This is a genomic window from Methylobacterium sp. (assembly GCF_019745455.1).
Lineage (GTDB): Bacteria > Pseudomonadota > Alphaproteobacteria > Rhizobiales > Beijerinckiaceae > Methylobacterium.
Window position 1 is genome coordinate 72,393 of the sequence record NZ_JAIETD010000032.1, and the last position, 20,889, is coordinate 93,281.

The following is a 20,889-nucleotide window of genomic DNA, read 5'->3' on the forward strand; positions in this document are numbered from 1 at the left end:
CTGATCCGCCAACCTGAATGCCCGCGGGCCGGTTCATCGCCGTGCCCGAATGTCGCCTACTGCACACAATTCCGTCGGTTGCGCGGGAAACGCTGCCGAGCCGGCGACCCATCCGCCATCAACTCCGCAGGCCGGGCGCCTCCTGGCCGGTGCGCGCCACGTATTCGGTATACCCGCCTCCGTATTGGTGAATGCCGTCCGGCGTGAGTTCGAGGAGGCGGTTCGACAGGGCTGCGAGGAAGTGACGGTCGTGGGACACGAACAGCATCGTGCCCTCGTAGCCCGACAGAGCTGCGATCAGCATCTCCTTGGTGCCGATGTCGAGATGGTTGGTGGGCTCGTCGAGGACCAGGAAATTCGGCGGGTCGAACAGCATCTTGGCCATCACGAGCCTGGCCTTCTCGCCGCCAGAAAGCACCCGGCAGCGCTTCTCGACATCGTCGCCCGAGAAGCCGAAGCACCCTGCCAGCGCCCGCAGCGAGCCCTGTCCGGCCTGGGGGAACGACGATTCGAGGTCCTGGAACACCGTGAGGTCGCCGTCGAGTAGATCCATGGCGTGCTGGGCGAAGTAGCCGAGCTTCACGCTTCCTCCAACCGACACCGTGCCGTCATCCGGCTGTGTCGTGCCCGTCACGAGCTTGAGGAGCGTGGACTTGCCGGCACCGTTGATGCCCATGACGCACCAGCGCTCCTTGCGCCTGATGCCGAAATCGAGCCCCTCGTAGATGCTGCGGCTGCCGTAGCGCTTGTGCACGTTCTTGAGGCTGACGACGTCGTCGCCCGAGCGCGGAGCGGGCTGAAACTCGAAGGCCACCGATTGCCGCCGCTTCGGAGGCTCCACACGCTCGATCTTGTCGAGCTTCTTCACCCGGCTCTGCACCTGGGCGGCGTGGGAGGCGCGCGCCTTGAAGCGCTCGATGAACTTGATCTCCTTGGCGAGCATGGCCTGCTGGCGCTCGAACTGAGCCTGCTGCTGCGACTCGTTCAGGGCACGCTGCTGCTCGTAGAAGCCGTAGTCGCCCGAATAGGTGGTCAGCGTCCCGCCATCGATCTCCACCACCTTGGTGACGATGCGGTTCATGAACTCGCGGTCGTGCGAGGTCATCATCAGCGCGCCCTCGTAGGCCTTCAGGAAGGCTTCGAGCCAGATCAGGCTTTCAAGGTCGAGGTGGTTGCTCGGCTCGTCGAGGAGCATGACGTCGGGATTCATCAGCAAGATGCGGGCAAGGGCCACCCGCATCTTCCAGCCGCCCGACAGCTTGCCGACGTCGCCGTCCATCATCTCCTGGCTGAAGCTGAGACCAGCAAGGACCTCGTAGGCCCGGCCCTCGAGAGCGTAGCCGTCGAGTTCCTCGAAGCGGGCCTGGACCTCGCCGTAGCGCTCGATGATGCTCTCCATCTCGTCCGCGCGGCCAGGATCGGCGAGCGCCGCCTCCAGTTCCTTCAACTCGGCCCCGATGACGCTGACGGGTCCGGCACCCGCCATCACCGCCGAGACGGTGCTGCAGCCGGCCATCTCGCCGACATCCTGGCTGAAATAGCCGATAGTGACCCCGCGATCCGTCAGGACCTGGCCTTCATCGGGCTGCTCCTCGCCGGTGAGCATCCGGAACAAGGTGGTCTTGCCGGCGCCGTTCGGGCCGACGAGGCCTGCCTTCTCGCCCTTCTGAAGCGCGGCCGACGCGTCGATGAAGACGATCTGCCGGCCGTTCTGCTTGCCGATCTTCTCGATGCGTATCATGGGTCCGCGGTACTCTTGGGAAACCGTCCGCGCCCTTACGGCATAGACTGCGCAAGCGCAAAGAAATGGACCGCGCGAGCGCAAAGACGCAGCACGTCCGGGAGAAGCGTCGTCCGATCGGGCTTGCGGGATAAATGCCAGCGAGCCGGCCTGTCGGCGGGAGTTTGGAGATAGGACGGAGCCGGATCTCGAAAACTGCGTTTCCCGAGCGACGAAAGGGCGACGCCGATGCGGCCGTCCCCCGATGACGCGAGGAAACAGTCAGCCATGCCCTTCCGCTTCAAGACCCTTGGCGCCGCCGGCTTGTCCGCCGTTCTCCTCGTAGCCGGCATCGTCGATGCGTCAGCCGCATGCACGAAACGGGTCTACAACCGATCGGCCTACCTTCTCGTGGGCAACCTGGAGGGCACCACCTCCTTTACCGTGAGGCCCGGTACCTCAACGGCGATCCGCCTCTCTCGGCCCGGCACCATCAACCTGGCGGCGTTCTGCAGGCCAGCCCCGCGGAGCCTTGCATCGGGCGATCGCGGCAGACCGGTCGCAAGCATCCAACTGGCCTACGAGGCAGTCCTCGACAAATGCTTCATCGAGTTCGGGACGAACGTCTTCCAAGCGGAACTCGGGCGCGGCTTCTTCGGGATGCAGGACACCAAGCCGTTCACCGTGAACAACCCTCAGCAGGGCGATATCGTCCTCGGTCCATTCCAGTCAGAATGCCCGATGTGAGGCACGCTCCCTGCGGGTGAAGCGGCATGGCCGCTCCATCCGCACCGGAGGAGGCTCAGCTTCCCTTCTGAGCCTTGGTATAGCTGCCGATGGCGGCCTGGCAGGCAGCCGAAAGCTGCGGCTTGTTCTTCTTGAAGCAGGCCTGGACCTCCGGGCTATCCGGGTCGATGTCACCGCAGTAGTTCAGGTAATCGCCGGTGCAGTGCCGCTTCAGGGCCGCACGATCCGGTGCCGGCGCGGCAACGGCGACAGTCGAGATCAAGGTCGCGATGGTGGCAAGACGTATCAACACTGTATGACTCCCTTACGCTGAGCGCAGCAAGTTCTTGCGTGCTCGAGCCAATTAAGGCCAAGCTGGGGGCAAATACCGCGCTACACGCGGCCGATGGCCGGGAAAAGCGGCATGAGCTAGGCATCGATGCCAAAAATCGACGGTGATCCGACGATGCCGCAGCCTACCAACGCTTCCGGTCGACAGCGTTCAAGCCGGCTGGGACTAAGCGAGGCGTTCTAAAACCCCGTTACGATCCGCCCGTAGGTCGTCTCCGCGAAGGCATAGATCTGGGCTCCGATGAAGGAGCTGGTCACGAGCAGCATCAGCAGGATCACGACGATCTTTGGCACGAAGGTGAGCGTCACCTCCTGGATCTGCGTCAGGGCCTGGAGAAGCGCGACGAGGATGCCGACCAGCATCGCGGCGCCGATCGCCGGGCCGGCACCGATGATCACGGTCCAGATCGCGCCGCGCACGAGTTCGAGGGCATCGACCTCGCTCATCGGTATTGCCCCTCCATGCGGACGTCGACCCTACCCTCTACCCTTCCTTCCCACGCGGATGCGGGCAAGGGAACTGCTTCCTCGACGAGCCCGGCCCGCCCTTAGGATACCGTGATGCCCTCGGACAGGAGCAGGCTTCGCCCGTCCATCAGCTTGGCGACCGCCCCCTCGCTCGTGATCATCACCGATTTGACCTGGCCGGTGACGATGCCGTCGGAGGAGGTCACCGTACGGCCGATGATCTGGTCGGCCTGGGACAGGAAGCTCGACGAGAGGATGTCGTCGAGCTTCTGGTTTGTCTTGGCGCCCTGCTCGACCTGCGACAAGGTCGCGATCTGGCCGATATACTCGGTCGAATCCATCGGCTTCGTCGGGTCCTGGTTCTTGAGCTGCGTGACGAGCAGCGTCAGGAATGTATCGGCGTTCAGCGAGGCCGCGAAGCCCGTCGCCGCCTTCGCGGCGCCCGCCGTCGTCCTGGCCTGCGACGTGCCGTTCGAAGTGCTGCTGCTGACGTCCATGGTCGGTGCCTTTCCGGCTGCGGCCTCAGGCCGTGCGGTCTTGAAGTTGCGTGCGACGCGGCTCGGCCGGGATCGGCCTCGTGCGGGTGACGGCGGGTTCGCCCTCGATGATGGCGGCCTCGGCGCGGTAGAGGCCCCGGATGAGTTTCAGCGCCTCGATCAGGCGGTTCGCCTCGACCAGGGCGATGGCGGCTACGACGCCGTCGCGGAGCTCGGGCTCGGCCAGCGCCGAGAGAAGGCCGATTTCGAGGCCGCGTACGATCTCGCGGGCGCGGTCGGCCTGTGCCGGCTCGATCAGGATGGTCTGTACCGCGAAGTAGAGCTGGCGCAGCGGCGTCGTCGCCTGGTCGACGTGGAGCACGTGGTTCTCGAGCAGGAAGGTGGCGTCGTTCAGAAGTTCGATCGACACCTTCCGGTCGACGCGAAGGACCGCGCCGTTGATGTAGACGCGCTCGCCCGCGCGCAGCGAGAGATGCATCGCCTTGCTCACCGCAGGCCGTCCCGAACGGAAGTATTGACCTCGATGAGGCCAGAGAGGCTGCGTCCAGGTGTGCTCAAGACCTCGCCGCTCTCACGCATGCTCCAGAGGCCGATGCTGATGAGGTCGCTGCGCAGGGCCTCCGGAAGCGCGTTCTCGGGGTTGCAGAGGTCGTCGATCAGCACCGACCAGAGGTTCTGCAGAAAGCTCGCGGCGGTACCCCGGTCCTTCTGGCTGGCATCCGGACGCTCCGCGATCCGCAGGAGGTCGAGGGCACGATCGAAAGCCGCGAGCTCGCGCTGCCGCCCGATCTCGGGGGCGTCCTCCAGGATCTCGGCATAGGAAAATTGATACATCGCGGTGATGGCCCCGTATGTCCTGTCCCTGCCGTCTTGAAGATCATGCAGGAGAGCTGTGTCGGCTCAGCGTTTCGGCGGATCTCTAGAGGTAGTTGACCAGGCTGAGTTGGCGGAGTTGCGACGTCAGCGAGTAGGAGATCTGGACTTGCGTCGTGAGCTGGTCGATCCGCGTCTTGGCCTCAGCGACATCGACCCCTTCGAGCTGGCCGATCTGCTTCGTCAGCAGGGTCCTCTGCGCCTCCATCCGGGTGTTGGCATCCGTGATCGTCGCCTGGGAGCGGCCGAGATCCGCCTGAAGGGCGACGAGGCCCTTGCTGGCAGATCCGAGGAGGTCCGCGATGCGTTCGAAAGCCACATCCTGCGCCTCGGCGGAGAAGCTCGACAGGTCGAGGTCAGAGGCGATGACGAGAGCCTTTGCCACGTCGCGGACCGCTGCGGCGTTGGCGCTCACAGACGTCTGAACCCTGTCGGTGAGCGAGACCTGACTGTCGATGGTGGTGTCGGAGGCATCCGACCAGTTCAAGGCCCAATTCGCATCGTTGAACAAGGTGGCGAAGGCGCCGTTCGGCTCGGCGAGGAAGGATGACATCTGGACAGCGGTTACCGTGGCGAGCGCGGCACTGCCACGCGTGCCGAGCTGAAAAGCGAAGACGGCATCGACCGCCTGCTTGGCCGTGGAGGAGGGCGTGCCGGCATAGACAGCCATCGGCGATTCCAGCGTATTGGTGCCGCCGAAGATCGATTGGCCGCCTGCGCTCGTATTAAGGGCGGCCGTCAGAGCCGCGAGCTGGCTTGTCGCCGCCTTGCGCACGATCTCGGCGCGTTGATCCGGCGGCGCCCCGATCAGGGTCTTGAGCGTCGCATCCGCTCCGGACTGGATCTGCTGGAGGACGGTCTGGCTCGAACTGAGCCGCAGGCTTGTCGTATCGTTACCGTCTCGCAGGGCGGTCAGTTCCGCCAATTTCTGGCGCAGGATGAACGCGGCGCCTGTTCGGCTGCCGAGGGCAAGGCCCATATCGGCATGGCGCCCAGTCACGAGTTCCTGGTTCGCGGTCGCGATCTCGGCCTGCGCGCGCGCGACGCCCATGCGGGGCGAGTTCCAAAGGTTTGCGGTGGAGATGGCGTTGGTTCTCATGGGATCTATCGCACCGCGTCCATCAGGGTCTTGATGAGCTGGTCCACCACCGAGATCAGCCGGGCCGAGGCGGTGTAGGATTGTTCGAGCTGAAGAATCCGGGCGGTTTCGTCGTCGACATTGACGCCGACGGCATTGGAGTAAACTTCGCTCGCACGTGACAGCAGCGTCGACTGATAGTCCGCCTCGGCGGTGGCAGCTTTACGCGCGTTGGACAGCCAGCCTGCGGAGGCCGCGGCGAAGGCTTGCAGGCTCATGGTGCCGGGCAATTCAGCCGCCGGATCAAAGCTACGCTCTAAGCCCAGAGCCGCGGAGAGGCCGCGCAGGCGGCCGGCGTACCCGGCCTCCGTGCCAGGGTTGGAGCGGAAGGCGGTGGGGTTAAGCGCCAGATCGTTGTCGTTCATGCCGCCGTCCCGCAGGGTGGCGAGATTGCCTCCGACCCTGGGATCGACGGCCGCGTTGATGCGGATGGAGGCCGCCAGACCGCGATTGCTGGCCGAAATACCGTTCGGGACGACGTTTCCTGCAGCGCCCGTGAACAGGCCGGCGAGGGTCACTGCGCCGTTGCCATCGGGATCGCCGGTCTCGGAGAACGCATCGACGAGACCGCCGGCGACAGCGTCGAGCTGTGCCTGATACGTTACCGTCACTTCATCACGGAGCGTCGTCAGACCTGCAATGCGTCCGGACTGCACCAGCATCGGCGAATCCGCGCCGGTCACCGGCACGCCGTCGACAATGACGCTCTGGCCGACCGTGCCGGCGGCGAAGCCCACGGTCTCCTTGAAGGTCACGCGCCTGGCGGTGCGGTCGAACAGCGGTACGCCGCTATCGGTGTAGATCGCGAGCTCGCCGCCCGGACGTGCGAGGGTGCTGATGCCGATCTCCTCCGAGAGTGAGGAGAGGATGCGATCGCGGTCGTCGAGGGCATCACTGATATCGGCGCCGAAGGCGCTTCCGCGCATCACCGCAGAATTGGCGACGGCGAACTGGGCAAGGAGGTCGTTGATCGTGGAGACCGAGCCCGCGAGGGCCGTGTCGGCCTCGGCCCGCACGGCCTGGACGGCATTGGCCGCGCCGTTGAGGCTGGTCGCGAGGTCGCGGGCCTTCTCGACGGCGTCGCGGGCGAGCTGGGCGTCGTCCGGACGGTTGGCCGCCGTCTGCAGGGCAGCGCCGAGCGCCCCGAGCCGTGCGGCGGGAGAGGTCGGATCGTTGGTGTCGCCCACGGTCTGGCCGAGGCTCGCGAGCCCTTTGCTCACCGCCTCGCCGGCGGCTGCATCGGAGATGCTCAGAAGCCGACGGGCGAACAGGGCGGAATCGGTAGCGCGCTGTATATTGACGGAGACGCCGCCCCCGCCGCTGACGAGGGACGCGATCTTGCGCGAATAGGAGGGGTCATCGGCTCCCGTCGTATTTCGGGACGCCGCGCCGATCTGGCTCGATGTCGCGACCAAGGAGGCGCGCGCATTGTTGAGCGCGAGTGAGAGGCCCATCGTCGTCTTCCTGGCGGGCTGGTGGTGCGGGATGCGCCGGGCGGCGCGTCCCCTAGTGATCGGAGCTGGGAGCCGCCGCCGGAGCGGCAACTGTAATTCTCAGCGCTTGAGGTTCATCAGCGTGTCGAGCATCTCGTTGCCGGTCATGAAGACCTTCGAATTCGCCGTGTACACCGTCTGCGATTCGATCATGCTGGTAAGCTCGGTGCTGACGTCGACATTGGATTGCTCCAGCGCCCCGGACTTGATCACGCCGCGGCCGCCGATGCCGGCAAAACCGATCTGGATGTCGCCGGAGGCGTTGGTGGTGCGGTAGATGTTGCCGGCGCGAGGTTCGAGATTGTCCGGGCTACCGACATCGGCCACCGCCACCTTGAAGGCGGCCACCTTGGAGTTGTCCTCGTAGATCGCGTAGACAGTCCCGTCCGCGTCGAATTCCGAACCGGTCACCGCGGAAGGCGCCTGCCCGTTGGCCGTGCCGGTCAGGTCATAGGGCGCGCCGAGCTGGGTCACGTTCTTCGTGTCGAGGGTGAACGACTTGCCATTGGGGATTGTGAAGGTCCCGCCCGTCGTGCTCGCGATCTTTCCCACGGAATCGAAGGTCATGGTCGCGGTGTTGAGCGGCGTCGCGGGGAAATTCGCAGGGACACCGGCGTCATAGATGCTCGTCGACCAGGTATCGGCTCCGGTCTTGACGAGGTACATATCGAGCGTGACCTTCTGGCCGACATTGTCGAACGTCACGAGCGAGGTCTTCTTGGAGTAGGCGCTGCCTGCAGGGACCGCAGTGGCGGCCGGAATCACAGCCGCGTCATAGGGCAGATTGCCGGAGAAGGTTCCGCTCGTGGACGGCGCCGACTTGAGGTTGAAGGCGGTCAGGTTGACCGGAACCATGCCGTCGGTGCTGTTGAGCGACGGGACCGGCGAGGGCTGCCCGTTGACGTCGAGGGCGTAGCCCATCAGCGCGAAGCCGCCGGCATTCACGAGCGAACCGGTGGCGTCGTCCCTCACGAAGTTGCCAGCCCGGGTCAGGGAGGGAGCGCCGCTCTGGTCCGAGACCACGAAGAAGCCGTTGCCCTGGATGGCGAGGTCCGTCTTCGAGGTCGTGAAGGTGACGGGTCCCTGCTCGTTCACCGAACGGCGGATCGTGGTCTCGACCGCACCCGAGGTGTAGTTACCGCTCGCATTGCCGTCGATGAGTAGGGAAGAGAACTCGGTGGAGCCGCGCTTGTAGCCGGTGGTACTCGAATTCTGGATGTTCTCGGCTACCGTCGAGATACGGTTGGACTGGGCATTCATACCGGACGTGCCGGTTCGCAACACGGAGATCAGGCTCATGAGGTCACCTTGACGATCGTTCGGCCGTGGAGGGCACTAGAGGAAGGATTGCTTGCGTGGAGCTTGGGGAGCCGCCGGCGACGGTGGTTTTCCGACATGCGTTGCCTCTAGCTTCGCAGGGACTGGGCGAGTTCGAGGAAGGCGTCTTCGCTCGCGGGCATGTGCGGCTCCTGCCGCAGGCCCTCGTAGATCCGAGGTACCAGGGTGATCGCCTGATCGAGGTCGGGATCCTCCCCGGCACGGTAGCCGCCCATCAGGCGCAGATCCCGCGTCTCCTCGAAGCGGGCGATCATCGCCTTCAGACGCCGGACGAGCTCGCGCTGCTCGGGCGTCCAGACCTCGCCGGCGAGGCGCGAAATCGACCCGAGCAGGTCGACGGCCGGGTAGCGGCCCTGCTCGGCGATCGTCCTGTCGAGCACGACATGGCCATCAAGTGTGCCGCGGATGCTGTCGGCCACGGGATCGTTGTGGTCGTCGCCGTCGACGAGGACGGCGAAGATGCCGGTGATGCTGCCCTCGGTTCCGTCGCGCCCGGGCCCGGCCCGTTCGAGGAGCCGCGGCAGGTCGGAGAAGACGCTCGGCGGGTAGCCGCGGGCCACCGCCGGCTCGCCGGCCGCCAGGGCGACGTCGCGAGCGGCGTGGGCGTAGCGGGTGACCGAATCGACGATGAGCAGCACGGATTCGCCGCGATCACGGAACGACTCGGCGATCGCCATCGCGACCTTGGGCGCCTGACGCCGCATCATCGGGCTCTCATCGCCGGTGGAGACGACGATCACCGCGCGGTCGAGGCTCGCGGCCATGGCGCCTTCGAGGAACTCGCGGACTTCGCGACCGCGCTCGCCGACGAGTGCGACCACGACGCTGTCGAAGCCCGTCGCCTTGGCGAGCATCGCCAGGAGCGTCGACTTCCCGACGCCCGAACCGGCGAAGACGCCGATGCGCTGGCCGAAGCAGAGCGGCGTGAACAAGTCGAGCGCCCTGACTCCAGTGCGCAGGGCGCCCTGAACCCTGGCACGCTCCATCGCCGGCGGCGGGGTCGCCTCCACAGGAACGACGTCCGGCCCGGCGCCGAGCGCGCCGCGGCCGTCGACCGGGCGAGCGAGGGCGTCGATCACGCGGCCCTTCCAGCTTTGGTCGGGCCGAAGGCAGGACTTGCCGAGCCGGAAGGTCGCCGTGCCGATCCCGGCCTCGATCCGCGACTCGAATGGCTTGAGAGTGACGCCGCCGGCATCGACCCGCACCACCTCGGCGATCTGCTCGCGGCCGCCAGCCGTGAAGCCCATGCGGTCGCCGAGCGTGACGAAGGCCGTAGCGCCTGCGACGCGGGCCGCACTCGCCGTGATTTCCTGGATCGTGCCGCCGAAGCGGATCAGCGGCAAGGCCTCGCCGCCGTTCGTCAGTGCCGCCCCGAGGCGGTCGATCGCGTCGCCGCTCATCGGCCTAACCCTGGGGGCTCAAGGAGCGGATCGCACCCTGGAACGAGTTTTCGGTCTGGGACGTCAGGGTCGCAGCGCTCTCGAAGGCGCGCTGGATGGTGATGAGCTTCGTCATCTCCATCACCGGGTTGACGTTGGCGCCTTCGATGTGGCCCTGGATCATGCCCATCCGGGTGAAGTCCTGAACCGGACGCGCCGGCATGCTCGTCGTCACGGCGTTGGCCTCGGCCCGCTCGAGACGAGCCCTCGGATCGATGGTGAAAAGCCCGAGCGAGCCGACCTGATTGGCATTCGGACCCTCACCCTGGAAGATGCCGCCATCGCGGTTGATGACCGGAGGACCGGCTTGCGGATCGAGCAGGATCGGCCCTCCGCCGGGATCCAGGACAGGCTGCCCGGACATGTTCCGCAATTGGCCGTTCGCATCCATCTTCATTCGCCCGTCACGGGTATAGACCGGGCCTTTGGCTCCACCGACGCTGAGCCAGGCATCGCCCTGAATGGCGACGTCGAGCGGCGAGTCGGTCTTGGAGACCGGACCTGCCCGACGCGAGATGTAGGTGTCGTCGACGGTGGCGAAGGCGATCGGCCCCTTGCTCGCCTTGACCAGCAGGGATTCAAAATGCGTGTCTTCGGCGCGGTAGCCTGCGGTGGAAAGGTTGGCGACGTTATTGGCCACCGCGTTGAGGCGCTTCTCCATGTTAATTTGCGCGGAGAGCGCGACGTAGATCCCATTCTGCACGGCCGTCAGCCCCCCGACCGGTTACGGGTGACGCTGAGCAGGAGGTCCGCGTCGACGCCGGAGGACGAGCCTCTGGATGCGAACAGGGCGAGAATCGGATCGCTCGCGGTGTTGTTCTGGGCATCCCAGATCGCCGTGAACTTCTGGATGAAGCGGGACAAAGCCGCCGGATCCTGGAAGCTCGACAGGTCGACCTTGTTCTCGATAATCGCTGCCTGCCGGTCGATGGCGCTGGCGCCGGTGCTGTCCGGCAGGCCGAGGACCGTCTTGACGACCTGTGACAGGGCATTGTCACCGAGGATGCCGTATCCGCTCCTCACCGAAGGGGCGACGCGCGAGAAGTAGAGTGCGAGGCGAAGGCCCGTATCTTCGGCGCCGGCATCGGCCTCCAAGGTCTGGCGCAGATAGGCCTCAGTAACGCTTTTCGCCTTGGCATCGGGCGCAAGGCCGGTACCGAAGCCGATGTCGAGAGCGGTCTGACCTGGCGCAGAGAGCGGGATGTTGGCGATCGCGAGCGTCCGGTTGCTGCCGCCCGCGAAGTAGACCGCATCCGCATCGAAATCGGTTCCGCCGGAAGCGCCGTCGGCACCGAGGTTGGTATAGGCCATCGTCTGGACGAAGAGGTTGTTGCGGATACCGATTCCAACCTGGACCTTACCCTTCAGATTGGTCTCCCCTGACGCATCGATCTGAGAGTTGATGGCGGCGGCGATCTCCTGGGCTGTCACCGACTTCAGGTCGGCGGCGAGCGAGGACAGCGTCGTCTTGTTCAGGACGATCATCGCCGTTTTCGTCGTATTCGCGTCGAGCTGGCTGGTGAGCGAGAAGCTCACCTCATTGATGCCCGAAAAATCGAAGCTGCCCGTGAGGTCAAGGGAGCCACTAAGCTGAGCGAAATCCACCGAGGCGCCGCTCGCCGAAGCACCCTGTGCGAAGTCGAAGGCGCGTGCGAAAGCCTTGTAGCGATCATCCGTCAAGCGGTTTGCGAAGCTCCTCGGGTCTTTCACGCCCTCGGTCAGGACCTTGCGCATGAAGGCCTTCGCGTAAGTCATGTCCTCCAGGCCCATCGCCTTCATGGCGTAGGCGTAGAGGCGCCGGTCCGAGAGAAGGTCCTCGGGCGTCTTCACCTTGCCGATATTTGCCTCGTAGTAGGCAGTCTCGCGCGCCACCTCCGGTGTTGCGGCCTTGCGAGCCAGAGAGGCGTTCAGGTCCTTGGCGATCAGCCGGTAGTTCAGCGACGTGTTCACCATGCGCCTGCCTCCGCGCGGGAGCTGCGCCAGGACGCAAATACGTCAGGTGAGAAGGCTTCGTTGCGACGGCAGGTCATCGTGCGTTCCGGGCTTGAAGTCGTCGTCCGACGTGCGGCAGGTAGGAGCCTGACCTTGTGTCGGGCTGTGTCGGTCGTCTCACAGGGGAGCGGGGCCGATGATGGTCTCCGAGGTCACGACGACCCAGCCTGCGCCGGTCTCGCGGATCGAGATCACGCGGCCGGCGCCGGGCAGGACAGCGCCCGGCACGATTTGTTTGAGGCCACTCGGTCCCTCGACGAGAGCCGTCCCGCCGGAAACCCGACGCAGCACGTATGACTTGGCCGCGGTGACCGGCAGGGCTGCGGACGAACTGGAGGAGGCGTTGGCCTCGACCCGCGGCTGTTCCGGCAGCGAGCCGGTGGTAAGGGGATCGAGGTCGGCCGCAGCGGTGCGAACCGGTGTGACTGACTTCTTCCAGGCGAAACCGTTGGCGACAGGCGGCACGATCTGGCGCACGTCGTAGCCATTTGGGCTACCGGCGATGCCGTAGGCAGCCCAGCCGCCCGAGACCGCTGCAAGGAAGAGGCATCCTCCGATCGCGGCACGCTCCATAGCGGCATCGCGTGCGCGTCGAAGCAAAAGAGCGCTGGCCGAAGGACGACGGATCGCGACCTTCGTGGCGGCGGTCAGGGCGTTCTCCACTCGTCCCATGCGTCAGCCCGTCAAAGAAAAAGTTATGCCGCTGCGCTATCGCTTCGGTTCAAGCGGTTTCGATTAACATTTTCATGGTTAACGGATGGTTAAATGCTCGGTCACTGTGCCGTCGCAAGACTTCCGATGATGCCGCGATCGCAGTGACATCACCTCATGAACATCGGCGATCCGCAACCTGACTGGGATCTGCTATGGGATTTTGCAACGAGGCTTGCGATCATCGCTGCACCTCGGCAGGACAAGCAACCCGGTGAGAAAAGGAAGAGAGGCGATGCCGGACGACCGCACGGAGCCGCACGCACTCGCCACAGTGGCACCCGTGAGCCGACGGCATCCCCGGCGACACCGGGTGATGCAGCAGGCACGCATCCTTATCGGCCGCGAGACCGTGCTGTTCTGCGTCGTTCGCGACCTTTCCCAGGAAGGTGCCAAGATCCGGCTTCACCGCCTCGTCGCCCTGCCGCCGCGCTTCGAATTGATGATTGCAGCCCACGACCTTCGGACTTTCGAAGTCGAACTCCGGTGGCAGCGCGGCGAATTCGCCGGCGTTACCTTTTTGAGGAAGCTCGGCGTCAAGGCGTGAGCCTGTGGAAAGCTCAGGGTATTCGCGCCGGCAAACGCACAGCAGCTTACGGCCGCGCCCGAATTTAACCCGATGCTAACGCGGGTCCGGCAGGATCCAAAACGTCGGCAAAAGGTTCTGTTGGCTATAGCCCAGATACATTCGTCGAAACTGCAGTGGATAGGCTATAGAAGCCTAAGACATGATGTCGTTCCACTGGTCCGGTGCAAATCCGGGATGTCACGCGCTTCCCTGAAGACGTCTGCCTATTTAGGCAGGTGCCAGGCAGGAGCGCTCGGTAGCACGAATTCCGCGCCATTCCCGCATCCCATCACGACCGGACCCCGCCATGACCAGCCTTCTGACCAACAACGCGGCGATGACCGCGCTGACGACCCTCAAGTCCATCAACGCCCAGCTCGACATGACGAGCAACCGGGTCTCGACGGGCCAGCGCGTCTCGAACGCCGCGGATAACGCCGCCTATTGGTCGATCGCCACCACGGTGCGCTCCGACAACGCTTCCCTTGGTGCCGTCAAGGACTCGCTGGGCCTCGGGTCTTCGGCCGTCGACACTGCCTATAACGGCCTCAACAGCATCATCACCGACCTCCAGAACATCCGCGCCAAGCTGCAGACCGCTCTTACCCCCGGCGTGGATCGCTCGAAGGTTCAGACCGAGATCACCGCCATCCAGAACAAGATGAAGGCCACCGCGGATTCTTCGACCTCCAGCGGTCAGAACTGGCTTTCGGTGAACTCCGCCACCACCAACACGAGCTATCAGGCGACGCAGAACGTCGTCGCAGGCTTCTCGCGCGACGCCACAGGAACCGTCACCTTCTCCAAGATCGCCGTCGACGTGAACGCGATCAAGCTCTACGACAGCAACGCGACGAGCGTCACGACTGCGGCGACGTCTGGCCAACTTTTTGGATCGACGTCTCTGACGGGAACGGCTCTGTTCACCGGTGGGACAGCCGACTTCGATGCTGCGACTGCGAACGAGGTTAAGTTCGACCTGACACTTGGTGACGGCTCCACCGCCACCATCACGCTGAACGCAGCGACCTTGGCATCGGCCGCGAGCAACCTGTCGGCTGTGACGACGACCGAATTCATCGAAGCCATCAATAACCAGATTGCGGCAGACGTCACGGCAACGCCGCTTGCTGGCAAGGTCAGCGCTTCGCTTGATACCGCAGGTCGTTTGACGTTCAAGACCACCGCAGCGGGTGCTGGCGGTGCCGGTAGCGCCTCTCGGATCACGATCCAGAACGCGGCCGTTACGGCGACCTACACCAAGGTGGATGTCGGCTTTGGAATCGGCGTTGCGGGAACCGACGCACGCACCGCTGACGGCTCTGCTGCTGGAACATCGACGGCCAAGGGCATTCTTGATACGCTGAACGGCGCCTACGCGATCAGCACGATCAACATCTCGGGCCTCGTTGGCACCGCCGGCGACACGACGCTGCAGAACATCATCACACAGGTCGAGCAGGCGCTCGCCAAGGTGACTGACGCCGGCACCAAGCTCGGCGCCAACAAGACCCAGATCGACGGACAAAAAGTGTTCGTCGACACGCTGATGAAGGCCAACGACCGCACCATCGGCGTCCTGGTCGACGCGGACATCGAGGAAGAGTCGACCAAGCTCAAGGCCCTACAGACTCAGCAGCAGCTCGGCGTGCAGTCGCTCAGCATCGCCAATACGGCAAGCCAGAACGTCCTGTCGCTCTTCCGATAGGGCTCGACCCCGCCTCAGACGCGTCCGTCGCGTTAGAGCCATAAAATGCGAAAGGCCACGCTCCGGCAGGAGCGTGGCCTTTCGTGGTCTGACAGATAAGAGAACGTCCGGCGTTCAGCCGATGAAGGTGTAGCCCGCCAGGCGCTTGGCTTCGATCGGGTCATAGCCGAGCTTCATTCTGAGCTTCTTGCGCAGCTTGCTGATATGGCCCTCGACGACGCTCTCTTCGACGTCGCTGTCATGGGCGGAATAGACCGCATTGAAGATCTGCAGCCGGCTGAGCTGGCGGCCGCGGTTGCGGGCGAAGTATTCGAGGATGTGGCGCTCGCGGCGCGGCAGCATCAGGCTTTGGCCGTCGATCTCGGGGTCGCGGCCGTTGGCATAGACGGTGAGGCGCCCGGCCTTGTCCTGGGCTGGGACGAGCTGGCCCTCGCTGCGGTTCGCCCGGCGCCGGATCGCCGCCGCGCGGGCGAGGATCTCGCGGATATGGACCGGGCGGCGCACCACGTCGTCGATGCCGGCGGTGAAGAGGTCGAGGGTCTGCTCCAGGGAGCGGCTTTCGTTGAGCGCGATGATCGGCGCATGGGTCAGGCTGCGGATGTTGGTCGCAAAGCCGATCCGCTCCTCGTGTTCTCCGAGGACGAAGCCCTGAACGGCTTCCAGGTCATCCGAAGCGGTCGAGCCGAGCCAAGCCTGGAATTCATCCGTTCGGAGGCTCAGGGCGCTAACACCCTGTTCACCAAAACCGGCTACGTACTCGGTGGCAACGGACAGCCGCTCATCGACCACGATATACATTGTCGTGCATTGCCCCAGTGAAGACGACGATGGCCGGATGCGAACCGCCATCACAACACTATTCAAGAGCAATCATCGAAGACTTGCGCACCGTCTGATCTGGGCTTTCGGGACCAGACACTCGGAAGATGCGATTTCTGCGGGTCAACTCAAGATTTCGTGTTGACCCTCTTGTCGTGGCGCAATGGTTAATTTTCGATTAAGCCACGTTAACGAATGTCGCCCCAGGGCGGCATGCGTGGCATCCCGGCCTCACGGAGGCACATTGGCGGGCTCAGCCGGCGGTGTGATCGCCGTAGCGCTGGTTGAGGTTGCCGGCGAAGCGGTCGGCGAACTTCGCCGTGGCGACCGGAAGCGTACGCCCCCGTAGTTGCCCTAGAATCAGCGACATCGGCGCAAGGTCGCGGCTATCGATCGGGCGCCGGCACAGGCGCGGATCGTCGGGAATGCCGCTCGGCACCTGCAGGCTCACCGCGTCCTCGCGCAGAACGAGGTTGCGCAGGAATTCGAGTGAGCTGGACTCGATCGCCGGGCTCAGCGGCGCGCCCTTGCGGGCCAGGGCGTCGTCGAGGTGATGACGAATTGCAAGCGAGCGATCCGGCAGTGCCATCGGATGCATCAGGCACTCGCGCAGGCGCACGGGGCCGCTCTCCCGCGCCAGCGGATGCCCGGCCCGCATCATCGCGAACAGGGTCTGACGGCAAGAGAAAAGGATCTGGAGGTCCGCCGAGGGCGGCGGCTGCAGCACCAGCGCGAGGTCAGATTCAAACTGCGTCAGGGATGTCACGGCCTGTGCATGATCGCGCACCAGCACCGAGAAGGTCACTTGCGGAAACTGGCCACGATAGGCCTCGACCTCGTCGGGCACCACATGGTTCGCGAAGGCCTGGCTGCAGGCGAGCCTGACGTGGCCGCGGCGTATTCCCGAGAGGTCGGCGATCTGGGAGCGGACGCGATCGAGGTCGGAGATCTGGTCGCGGATGTGGCGCACCAGAAGTTCGCCGGCCGCGTTGAGGCGCATGCCCTTGGCGAAGCGCTCGAAGATCGGCGTACCGAGCTCGTATTCGAGATCCTGAATCTGCCGGGTGAGCGCCGAGGGCGTGATGTTGAGCTGCTCCGCCGCACGCCGGATCGATCCGTTGCGGACGATCTCCGACACGTAGGTGAGAACCCGCAGATGCTTCATCGAGTGGGTATCCCTTGTGCATAGGTAGTGTTGCCTGAACGAGAACGGTCCAGTCAACAAACAGCACTCGTTCGCAACACTGCTTGGACCTAGCGTGGCGCGGTCAACACCTGTCGGAGCCTGGCCGCCCATGATTCGCCGTCGCACCTTTCTTGCCGGCCTTGGGGCTGGTCTCATCGCCTCACCCGCACTCGTGCGGGCTCAGAGCCCGACCGTGATCCGGATGGGTTCGCTGAAGCTGATCCATTCGATCGCCCCCCACTTCTACGAGCAGTTCAGCCCGGCCGGCGTCACGATCGAGGTCGTGCCGTTCGAGAGCCCGACGGAGTGCAAGAACGCCGTCGTGACGAAATCCGTCGATTTCGGAACATTCGGGATTGCCGCCGGCACGCTCGGCGCCGCTGCCGGCGAGCCGCTCGTCATCATCGCCTCCACCTGCAACCGTGGCATGGCGATCATCGCCAAGAAGGATGCCGGCATCGCGAGCCTCAAGGACCTGAAGGGCAAGCGCGTGGCGCTCTGGCCCGGCTCGACCCAGGAGGTCTTCGCCCTCGAGCGGATGCGCATGGAGGGATTGAGCGTGAAGGACATCACGCCGGTGCGGATCTCGTTCAGCGAGATGCACATCGCCCTCGCACGCGGCGACATCGACGCCTATGTCGGCGCCGAACCTGCACCGGGAGTGAGCCTCTCCTCAGGGGTCGGCAGTCTTGTCGAGTATCCGTACGGGACAGAAATGGGTGCCTTGAACATGGTGTTCGGCGCTCACCGCGACACGCTCGTTGAGCGGCCGGACGTGGTGCGGACGATGCTCGACGTCCACCGCAAGGGCACCGACTTCGCAGGCAAGAACCGCGACGCGATGATCGCGATGGCGGTGCAGAAGCTTGGGCAGAAGCGCGAAGCCCTCGAGATTTCCGCCCCCAACGTCGAGCTGAAATGGAAGCTCGGCCCGACCGAGATCCAGCAGGCCAAGATCTACGCCGACCGCATGCTCGCGCTGAAGCAGATCAAGCGCCTGCCCGATTTCGCCACCTTCATCGACACCCGCTTCGTCGATGCGATGAGGGACGCGTGAGCGCCGCCCCGCTCGCGGAGACGAGCCCGGCTGCGGCAGCCGTCGCGCCGCCCGCGGGCCCGCGCCGGCTCCGCTGGCGGATCGGTAGCCCGCGCGAGCCACTGCTCGCCCTGGCGATCCCGGTGCTGCTGGCGGTGGTCTGGCATTTCATGACGGCGGGAAAGACCTATAGCCTGATCCCGCCGCCCTCCGAAGTGTGGACGGCTCTCGTCGATCTCGCAGTCGGCGGCATCAACGACGACGCCTTCAGCGCGACGCTCCTCACGCATCTCGGCGCGTCGCTGTCGCGGGTCTTCGGCGGTTTCGCCCTCGCGGTGATCACGGCCCTCCCGATCGGTCTTCTCATCGGCAGGGTGCCGCTGATGCGACAGCTCCTCGATCCGATGTTCCAGATCCTACGGCCGGTGCCCGTCACCGCCTGGCTGCCGCTCGCCATGATCCTGTTCGGTCTCGGACCGCGTTCGGCCTACTTCCTCGTCTTCCTCGGAGCGTTCTATCCCATTCTCGTCAACACCATCTTCGGGGTACGCTCGGTCGAGCCGCGCCTGTTCGAGGCAGCCTCGATGCTCGGCTGCAAGGGTTCGTCGCAATTCGCCCGGGTGGTGCTGCCAGCCGCCCTCCCGTCGATCTTCACCGGCCTGCGCCTCGGCCTCGGCTTCGCTTGGGTCGTGATCGTCGTCGGCGAGATGACCGGAGTTCAGACAGGCCTTGGCGCCATCATCATGGAGGCGCGCCAGCTTTCACGGACCGAAATCGTCATCTGCGGAATGGTGGTCATCGGCATCGCCGGGTTCCTCTCCGACCGCATCGTCATGCTGATCGGCCGCCGTCTTCTCGCCTGGAGCCCCTCCCATGGATGACCGACATCATGGCTGATCCCACGATTCCAATTCTCGACATCAAGGGTGTCTCGAAGTCCTTCACCGTTCAGGGCCGGACGGTGGAGGCGCTAAAAGGCGCCGACCTCACCGTGAACCGGGGCGAATTCATCTGCCTTCTCGGTGCCTCGGGCTGCGGCAAGTCCACCCTGCTGCGGATCGTGGCCGGGTTCGAGAGCGCCACCAGCGGCGAACCGCTGATGTGGGGCAAGCCCATCTCCGGCCCGGACCCGAGCCGAGGCATGGTGTTCCAGGATTACGGACTCTTCCCCTGGCTCACCGTGCGCGACAACATCAGCTTCGGTCCGAAATCCCGCGGCCGGCCAGCCGCCGAGATCCGCGACACCGTCTCGCGCTACGTCGACATCGTCGGCCTGCAGCGTTTTGCGGATGCCTACCCGCACCAGCTCTCGGGCGGCATGAAGCAGCGCGTCGCCATCGCCCGTGTGCTCGCCAACGAGGCCGAAGTGGTGCTCATGGACGAGCCGTTCGGGGCGCTCGACGCCATGACGCGCGAGCGCCTGCAGGATGAACTTCTCGACCTGTGGAGCCGCACCGGCCTCACGGTTCTTTTCGTGACGCATGCGATCGAGGAGGCGGTGTTTCTTGCTGACCGGGTCGTGGTGATGTCGCCGAGCCCTGGCAGGATCGACGCGATCCATACGATCGACTTGGCCCGGCGCCGAGACGTATCGAGCCCCGCCTTCAACGACGTGCGCCGCATGCTGTCGGGCCAGCTCCATAGCCATCACGCCCGCGCGGCCGCATGACGGCGGATGGGCGTCGGCCGGAGAACCGCCTCACCTATCGGGCGGCCGTCGACAGGCCACGGATCGATCTGCCGGACGGCAAGCGTGTGGCGATCTGGCCGGTCGTGAACGTCGAGCACTGGCTCATCGACAACCCGATGCCACGCCAGATCCTGGCGGCACCCACCGGCGCCTCGCTCCTGCCCGACATACCGAACTGGGGCTGGCACGAATACGGGATGCGCGTCGGCTTCTGGCGTTTCCTCGCAGCGTTCGAGCGGCGTGGAATCCGCCCGACATTGTCGATCAACGGTTCGGTCTGCGAAGCCTATCCGCGGATCGCCGAGGCCGCCCACGCTGCCGGGTGGGAATTCATGGGTCACGGCTTCCACCAAGTCCCGACCCATCGAATCGACGACGAACCGGCGACGATCGCCAGAACGGTGGAAGCCATCCGATCCTGCACCGGCGCACCGCCGAGAGGGTGGCTCGGCCCAGGCCTGACTGAGACGCTGGACACGCCCGATCACCTTGCTGCGGCCGGTATCGCCTATGTCGGCGACTGGGTGGTGGACGACCGCCCCTGCCGGCTTGCGACCGCTCACGGCCCGCTCGTCACGCTCCCCTACTCTGTCGAACTCAACGACATCCCGCTCCTGGCAATCCAGCATCACCACACCGACGAATTTCTGGACCGCGCCGTCGCGACCGTCGAGCGGCTTTCCGCCGAAGCCGCAGAGAGCGGACCGCTCGGCGGCGCCAAGGTGATGAGCTTTGCGATCCATCCCTACATCACCGGCGTGCCCCATCGGATTGGCATGCTGGAACGCCTCCTCGACACCCTGGTCGCGCGCAGCGACGTGGTGTTCTGGCAGGGCGGTGACCTCGTCGATTGGTATCTTGGGAGCGGCGACGAGGCCTGAAGCCGACTGGCGCGTCCTCGACAATAGGGCACCGAGGGACGGGCGACGGCAATTGGAGCCTGGCGCCTGAGAGTGCCGCGCGACCTGCACGTCCGTAACCGGCAGCGAGAGCGCAGGCGAAGCGGTGCATATCAATCGGAGACGATACCGACTTTCTAGTCGTCGAGTCCTTAATGGGGGGTCGTGTCCGTCAATGAGGTGGAAATTCGGGGTGGAGTTGGAGCGGCCATCGGTCAGGCGGCCTGAGGTGGAATT

Annotated in this window: 22 protein-coding genes; 7 read left to right on the forward strand and 15 right to left on the reverse strand. The window is 65.0% G+C overall.

The window, feature by feature from the left end:
* Positions 1-118 precede the first annotated feature (118 nt).
* Positions 119-1,741, reverse strand: a complete 1,623-nt coding sequence (locus K2Y56_RS07410) for an ABC-F family ATP-binding cassette domain-containing protein (RefSeq protein WP_292506598.1) — start codon at positions 1,739-1,741, stop codon at positions 119-121.
* Positions 1,742-2,008: 267 nt separating this feature from the next.
* On the opposite strand from K2Y56_RS07410, the gene K2Y56_RS07415 reads away from it, so the two are divergent.
* On the forward strand, positions 2,009-2,467 hold the full coding sequence (locus tag K2Y56_RS07415; RefSeq protein ID WP_292506599.1) for a hypothetical protein: 459 nt from the start codon (positions 2,009-2,011) through the stop codon (positions 2,465-2,467).
* A gap of 55 nt (positions 2,468-2,522) precedes the next feature.
* Here the strand turns inward: K2Y56_RS07415 and K2Y56_RS07420 are convergent, their stop codons facing one another.
* The 12 genes from K2Y56_RS07420 to K2Y56_RS07475 form a co-directional block, all read right to left on the reverse strand.
* Positions 2,523-2,759: a hypothetical protein gene (locus K2Y56_RS07420; RefSeq protein ID WP_292506600.1), complete on the reverse strand. Its 237-nt coding sequence runs from the start codon at positions 2,757-2,759 to the stop codon at positions 2,523-2,525.
* Positions 2,760-2,977: 218 nt separating this feature from the next.
* The gene (locus tag K2Y56_RS07425) at positions 2,978-3,244 is read right to left on the reverse strand and encodes a flagellar biosynthetic protein FliQ (RefSeq protein ID WP_292506601.1); all 267 of its coding nucleotides are present in this window, start codon (positions 3,242-3,244) and stop codon (positions 2,978-2,980) included.
* 101 nt (positions 3,245-3,345) lie between these two features.
* On the reverse strand, positions 3,346-3,762 hold the full coding sequence (gene flgD / locus K2Y56_RS07430) for a flagellar hook assembly protein FlgD (RefSeq protein WP_292506604.1): 417 nt from the start codon (positions 3,760-3,762) through the stop codon (positions 3,346-3,348).
* A gap of 25 nt (positions 3,763-3,787) precedes the next feature.
* Positions 3,788-4,240: a flagellar biosynthesis repressor FlbT gene (gene flbT, locus K2Y56_RS07435; RefSeq protein WP_292506628.1), complete on the reverse strand. Its 453-nt coding sequence runs from the start codon at positions 4,238-4,240 to the stop codon at positions 3,788-3,790.
* Between the two features lie 8 nt (positions 4,241-4,248).
* A complete protein-coding gene (gene flaF / locus K2Y56_RS07440) occupies positions 4,249-4,596 on the reverse strand; it encodes a flagellar biosynthesis regulator FlaF (RefSeq protein ID WP_292506606.1) in 348 nt (115 codons plus the stop codon).
* An 85-nt stretch (positions 4,597-4,681) separates the two neighbouring features.
* Positions 4,682-5,734 carry a flagellar hook-associated family protein gene (locus K2Y56_RS07445; protein WP_292506607.1) on the reverse strand — a complete coding sequence of 351 codons (1,053 nt, stop codon included), beginning with the start codon at positions 5,732-5,734 and terminating at the stop codon, positions 4,682-4,684.
* A 5-nt stretch (positions 5,735-5,739) separates the two neighbouring features.
* Positions 5,740-7,227, reverse strand: a complete 1,488-nt coding sequence (gene flgK, locus K2Y56_RS07450) for a flagellar hook-associated protein FlgK (protein WP_292506609.1) — start codon at positions 7,225-7,227, stop codon at positions 5,740-5,742.
* 99 nt (positions 7,228-7,326) lie between these two features.
* Positions 7,327-8,565: a flagellar hook protein FlgE gene (locus tag K2Y56_RS07455; protein ID WP_292506610.1), complete on the reverse strand. Its 1,239-nt coding sequence runs from the start codon at positions 8,563-8,565 to the stop codon at positions 7,327-7,329.
* A 107-nt stretch (positions 8,566-8,672) separates the two neighbouring features.
* Positions 8,673-10,004: a flagellar protein export ATPase FliI gene (fliI, locus tag K2Y56_RS07460; RefSeq protein ID WP_292506612.1), complete on the reverse strand. Its 1,332-nt coding sequence runs from the start codon at positions 10,002-10,004 to the stop codon at positions 8,673-8,675.
* Between the two features lie 4 nt (positions 10,005-10,008).
* Entirely contained in the window at positions 10,009-10,746 is a 738-nt protein-coding gene (flgF, locus tag K2Y56_RS07465) for a flagellar basal-body rod protein FlgF (RefSeq protein WP_292506613.1), read from the reverse strand.
* Between the two features lie 5 nt (positions 10,747-10,751).
* Positions 10,752-11,996, reverse strand: a complete 1,245-nt coding sequence (locus K2Y56_RS07470; RefSeq protein ID WP_292506614.1) for a DUF1217 domain-containing protein — start codon at positions 11,994-11,996, stop codon at positions 10,752-10,754.
* A gap of 156 nt (positions 11,997-12,152) precedes the next feature.
* Positions 12,153-12,608, reverse strand: coding sequence for a hypothetical protein (locus K2Y56_RS07475; RefSeq protein WP_292506615.1), 456 nt, complete (start codon positions 12,606-12,608; stop codon positions 12,153-12,155).
* 373 nt (positions 12,609-12,981) lie between these two features.
* On the opposite strand from K2Y56_RS07475, the gene K2Y56_RS07480 reads away from it, so the two are divergent.
* Both K2Y56_RS07480 and K2Y56_RS07485 read left to right on the forward strand, forming a co-directional pair.
* Positions 12,982-13,293, forward strand: coding sequence for a PilZ domain-containing protein (locus tag K2Y56_RS07480; protein ID WP_292506616.1), 312 nt, complete (start codon positions 12,982-12,984; stop codon positions 13,291-13,293).
* Between the two features lie 328 nt (positions 13,294-13,621).
* Positions 13,622-15,022, forward strand: coding sequence for a flagellin (locus K2Y56_RS07485; protein WP_292506617.1), 1,401 nt, complete (start codon positions 13,622-13,624; stop codon positions 15,020-15,022).
* A gap of 114 nt (positions 15,023-15,136) precedes the next feature.
* Here K2Y56_RS07485 and K2Y56_RS07490 read toward each other — a convergent pair whose 3' ends face one another.
* Positions 15,137-15,820, reverse strand: coding sequence for a winged helix-turn-helix domain-containing protein (locus K2Y56_RS07490; RefSeq protein ID WP_292506630.1), 684 nt, complete (start codon positions 15,818-15,820; stop codon positions 15,137-15,139).
* A gap of 274 nt (positions 15,821-16,094) precedes the next feature.
* Positions 16,095-17,006, reverse strand: a complete 912-nt coding sequence (locus K2Y56_RS07495; protein WP_292506618.1) for a LysR family transcriptional regulator — start codon at positions 17,004-17,006, stop codon at positions 16,095-16,097.
* Positions 17,007-17,136: 130 nt separating this feature from the next.
* Between K2Y56_RS07495 and K2Y56_RS07500 the strand changes: the two genes are divergently transcribed.
* From K2Y56_RS07500 to K2Y56_RS07515, 4 genes are all read left to right on the forward strand, one after another.
* Positions 17,137-18,084 (forward strand): ABC transporter substrate-binding protein, encoded by a 948-nt coding sequence (locus tag K2Y56_RS07500; protein WP_292506619.1) that lies wholly within the window; start codon positions 17,137-17,139, stop codon positions 18,082-18,084.
* A gap of 116 nt (positions 18,085-18,200) precedes the next feature.
* Positions 18,201-18,944 (forward strand): ABC transporter permease, encoded by a 744-nt coding sequence (locus tag K2Y56_RS07505; protein ID WP_292506632.1) that lies wholly within the window; start codon positions 18,201-18,203, stop codon positions 18,942-18,944.
* Between the two features lie 8 nt (positions 18,945-18,952).
* Positions 18,953-19,732, forward strand: a complete 780-nt coding sequence (locus K2Y56_RS07510) for an ABC transporter ATP-binding protein (RefSeq protein WP_292506620.1) — start codon at positions 18,953-18,955, stop codon at positions 19,730-19,732.
* Positions 19,729-20,634, forward strand: coding sequence for a polysaccharide deacetylase family protein (locus K2Y56_RS07515; RefSeq protein WP_292506621.1), 906 nt, complete (start codon positions 19,729-19,731; stop codon positions 20,632-20,634). Before K2Y56_RS07510 ends, K2Y56_RS07515 begins: the two co-directional genes overlap by 4 nt.
* Positions 20,635-20,889 lie beyond the last annotated feature (255 nt).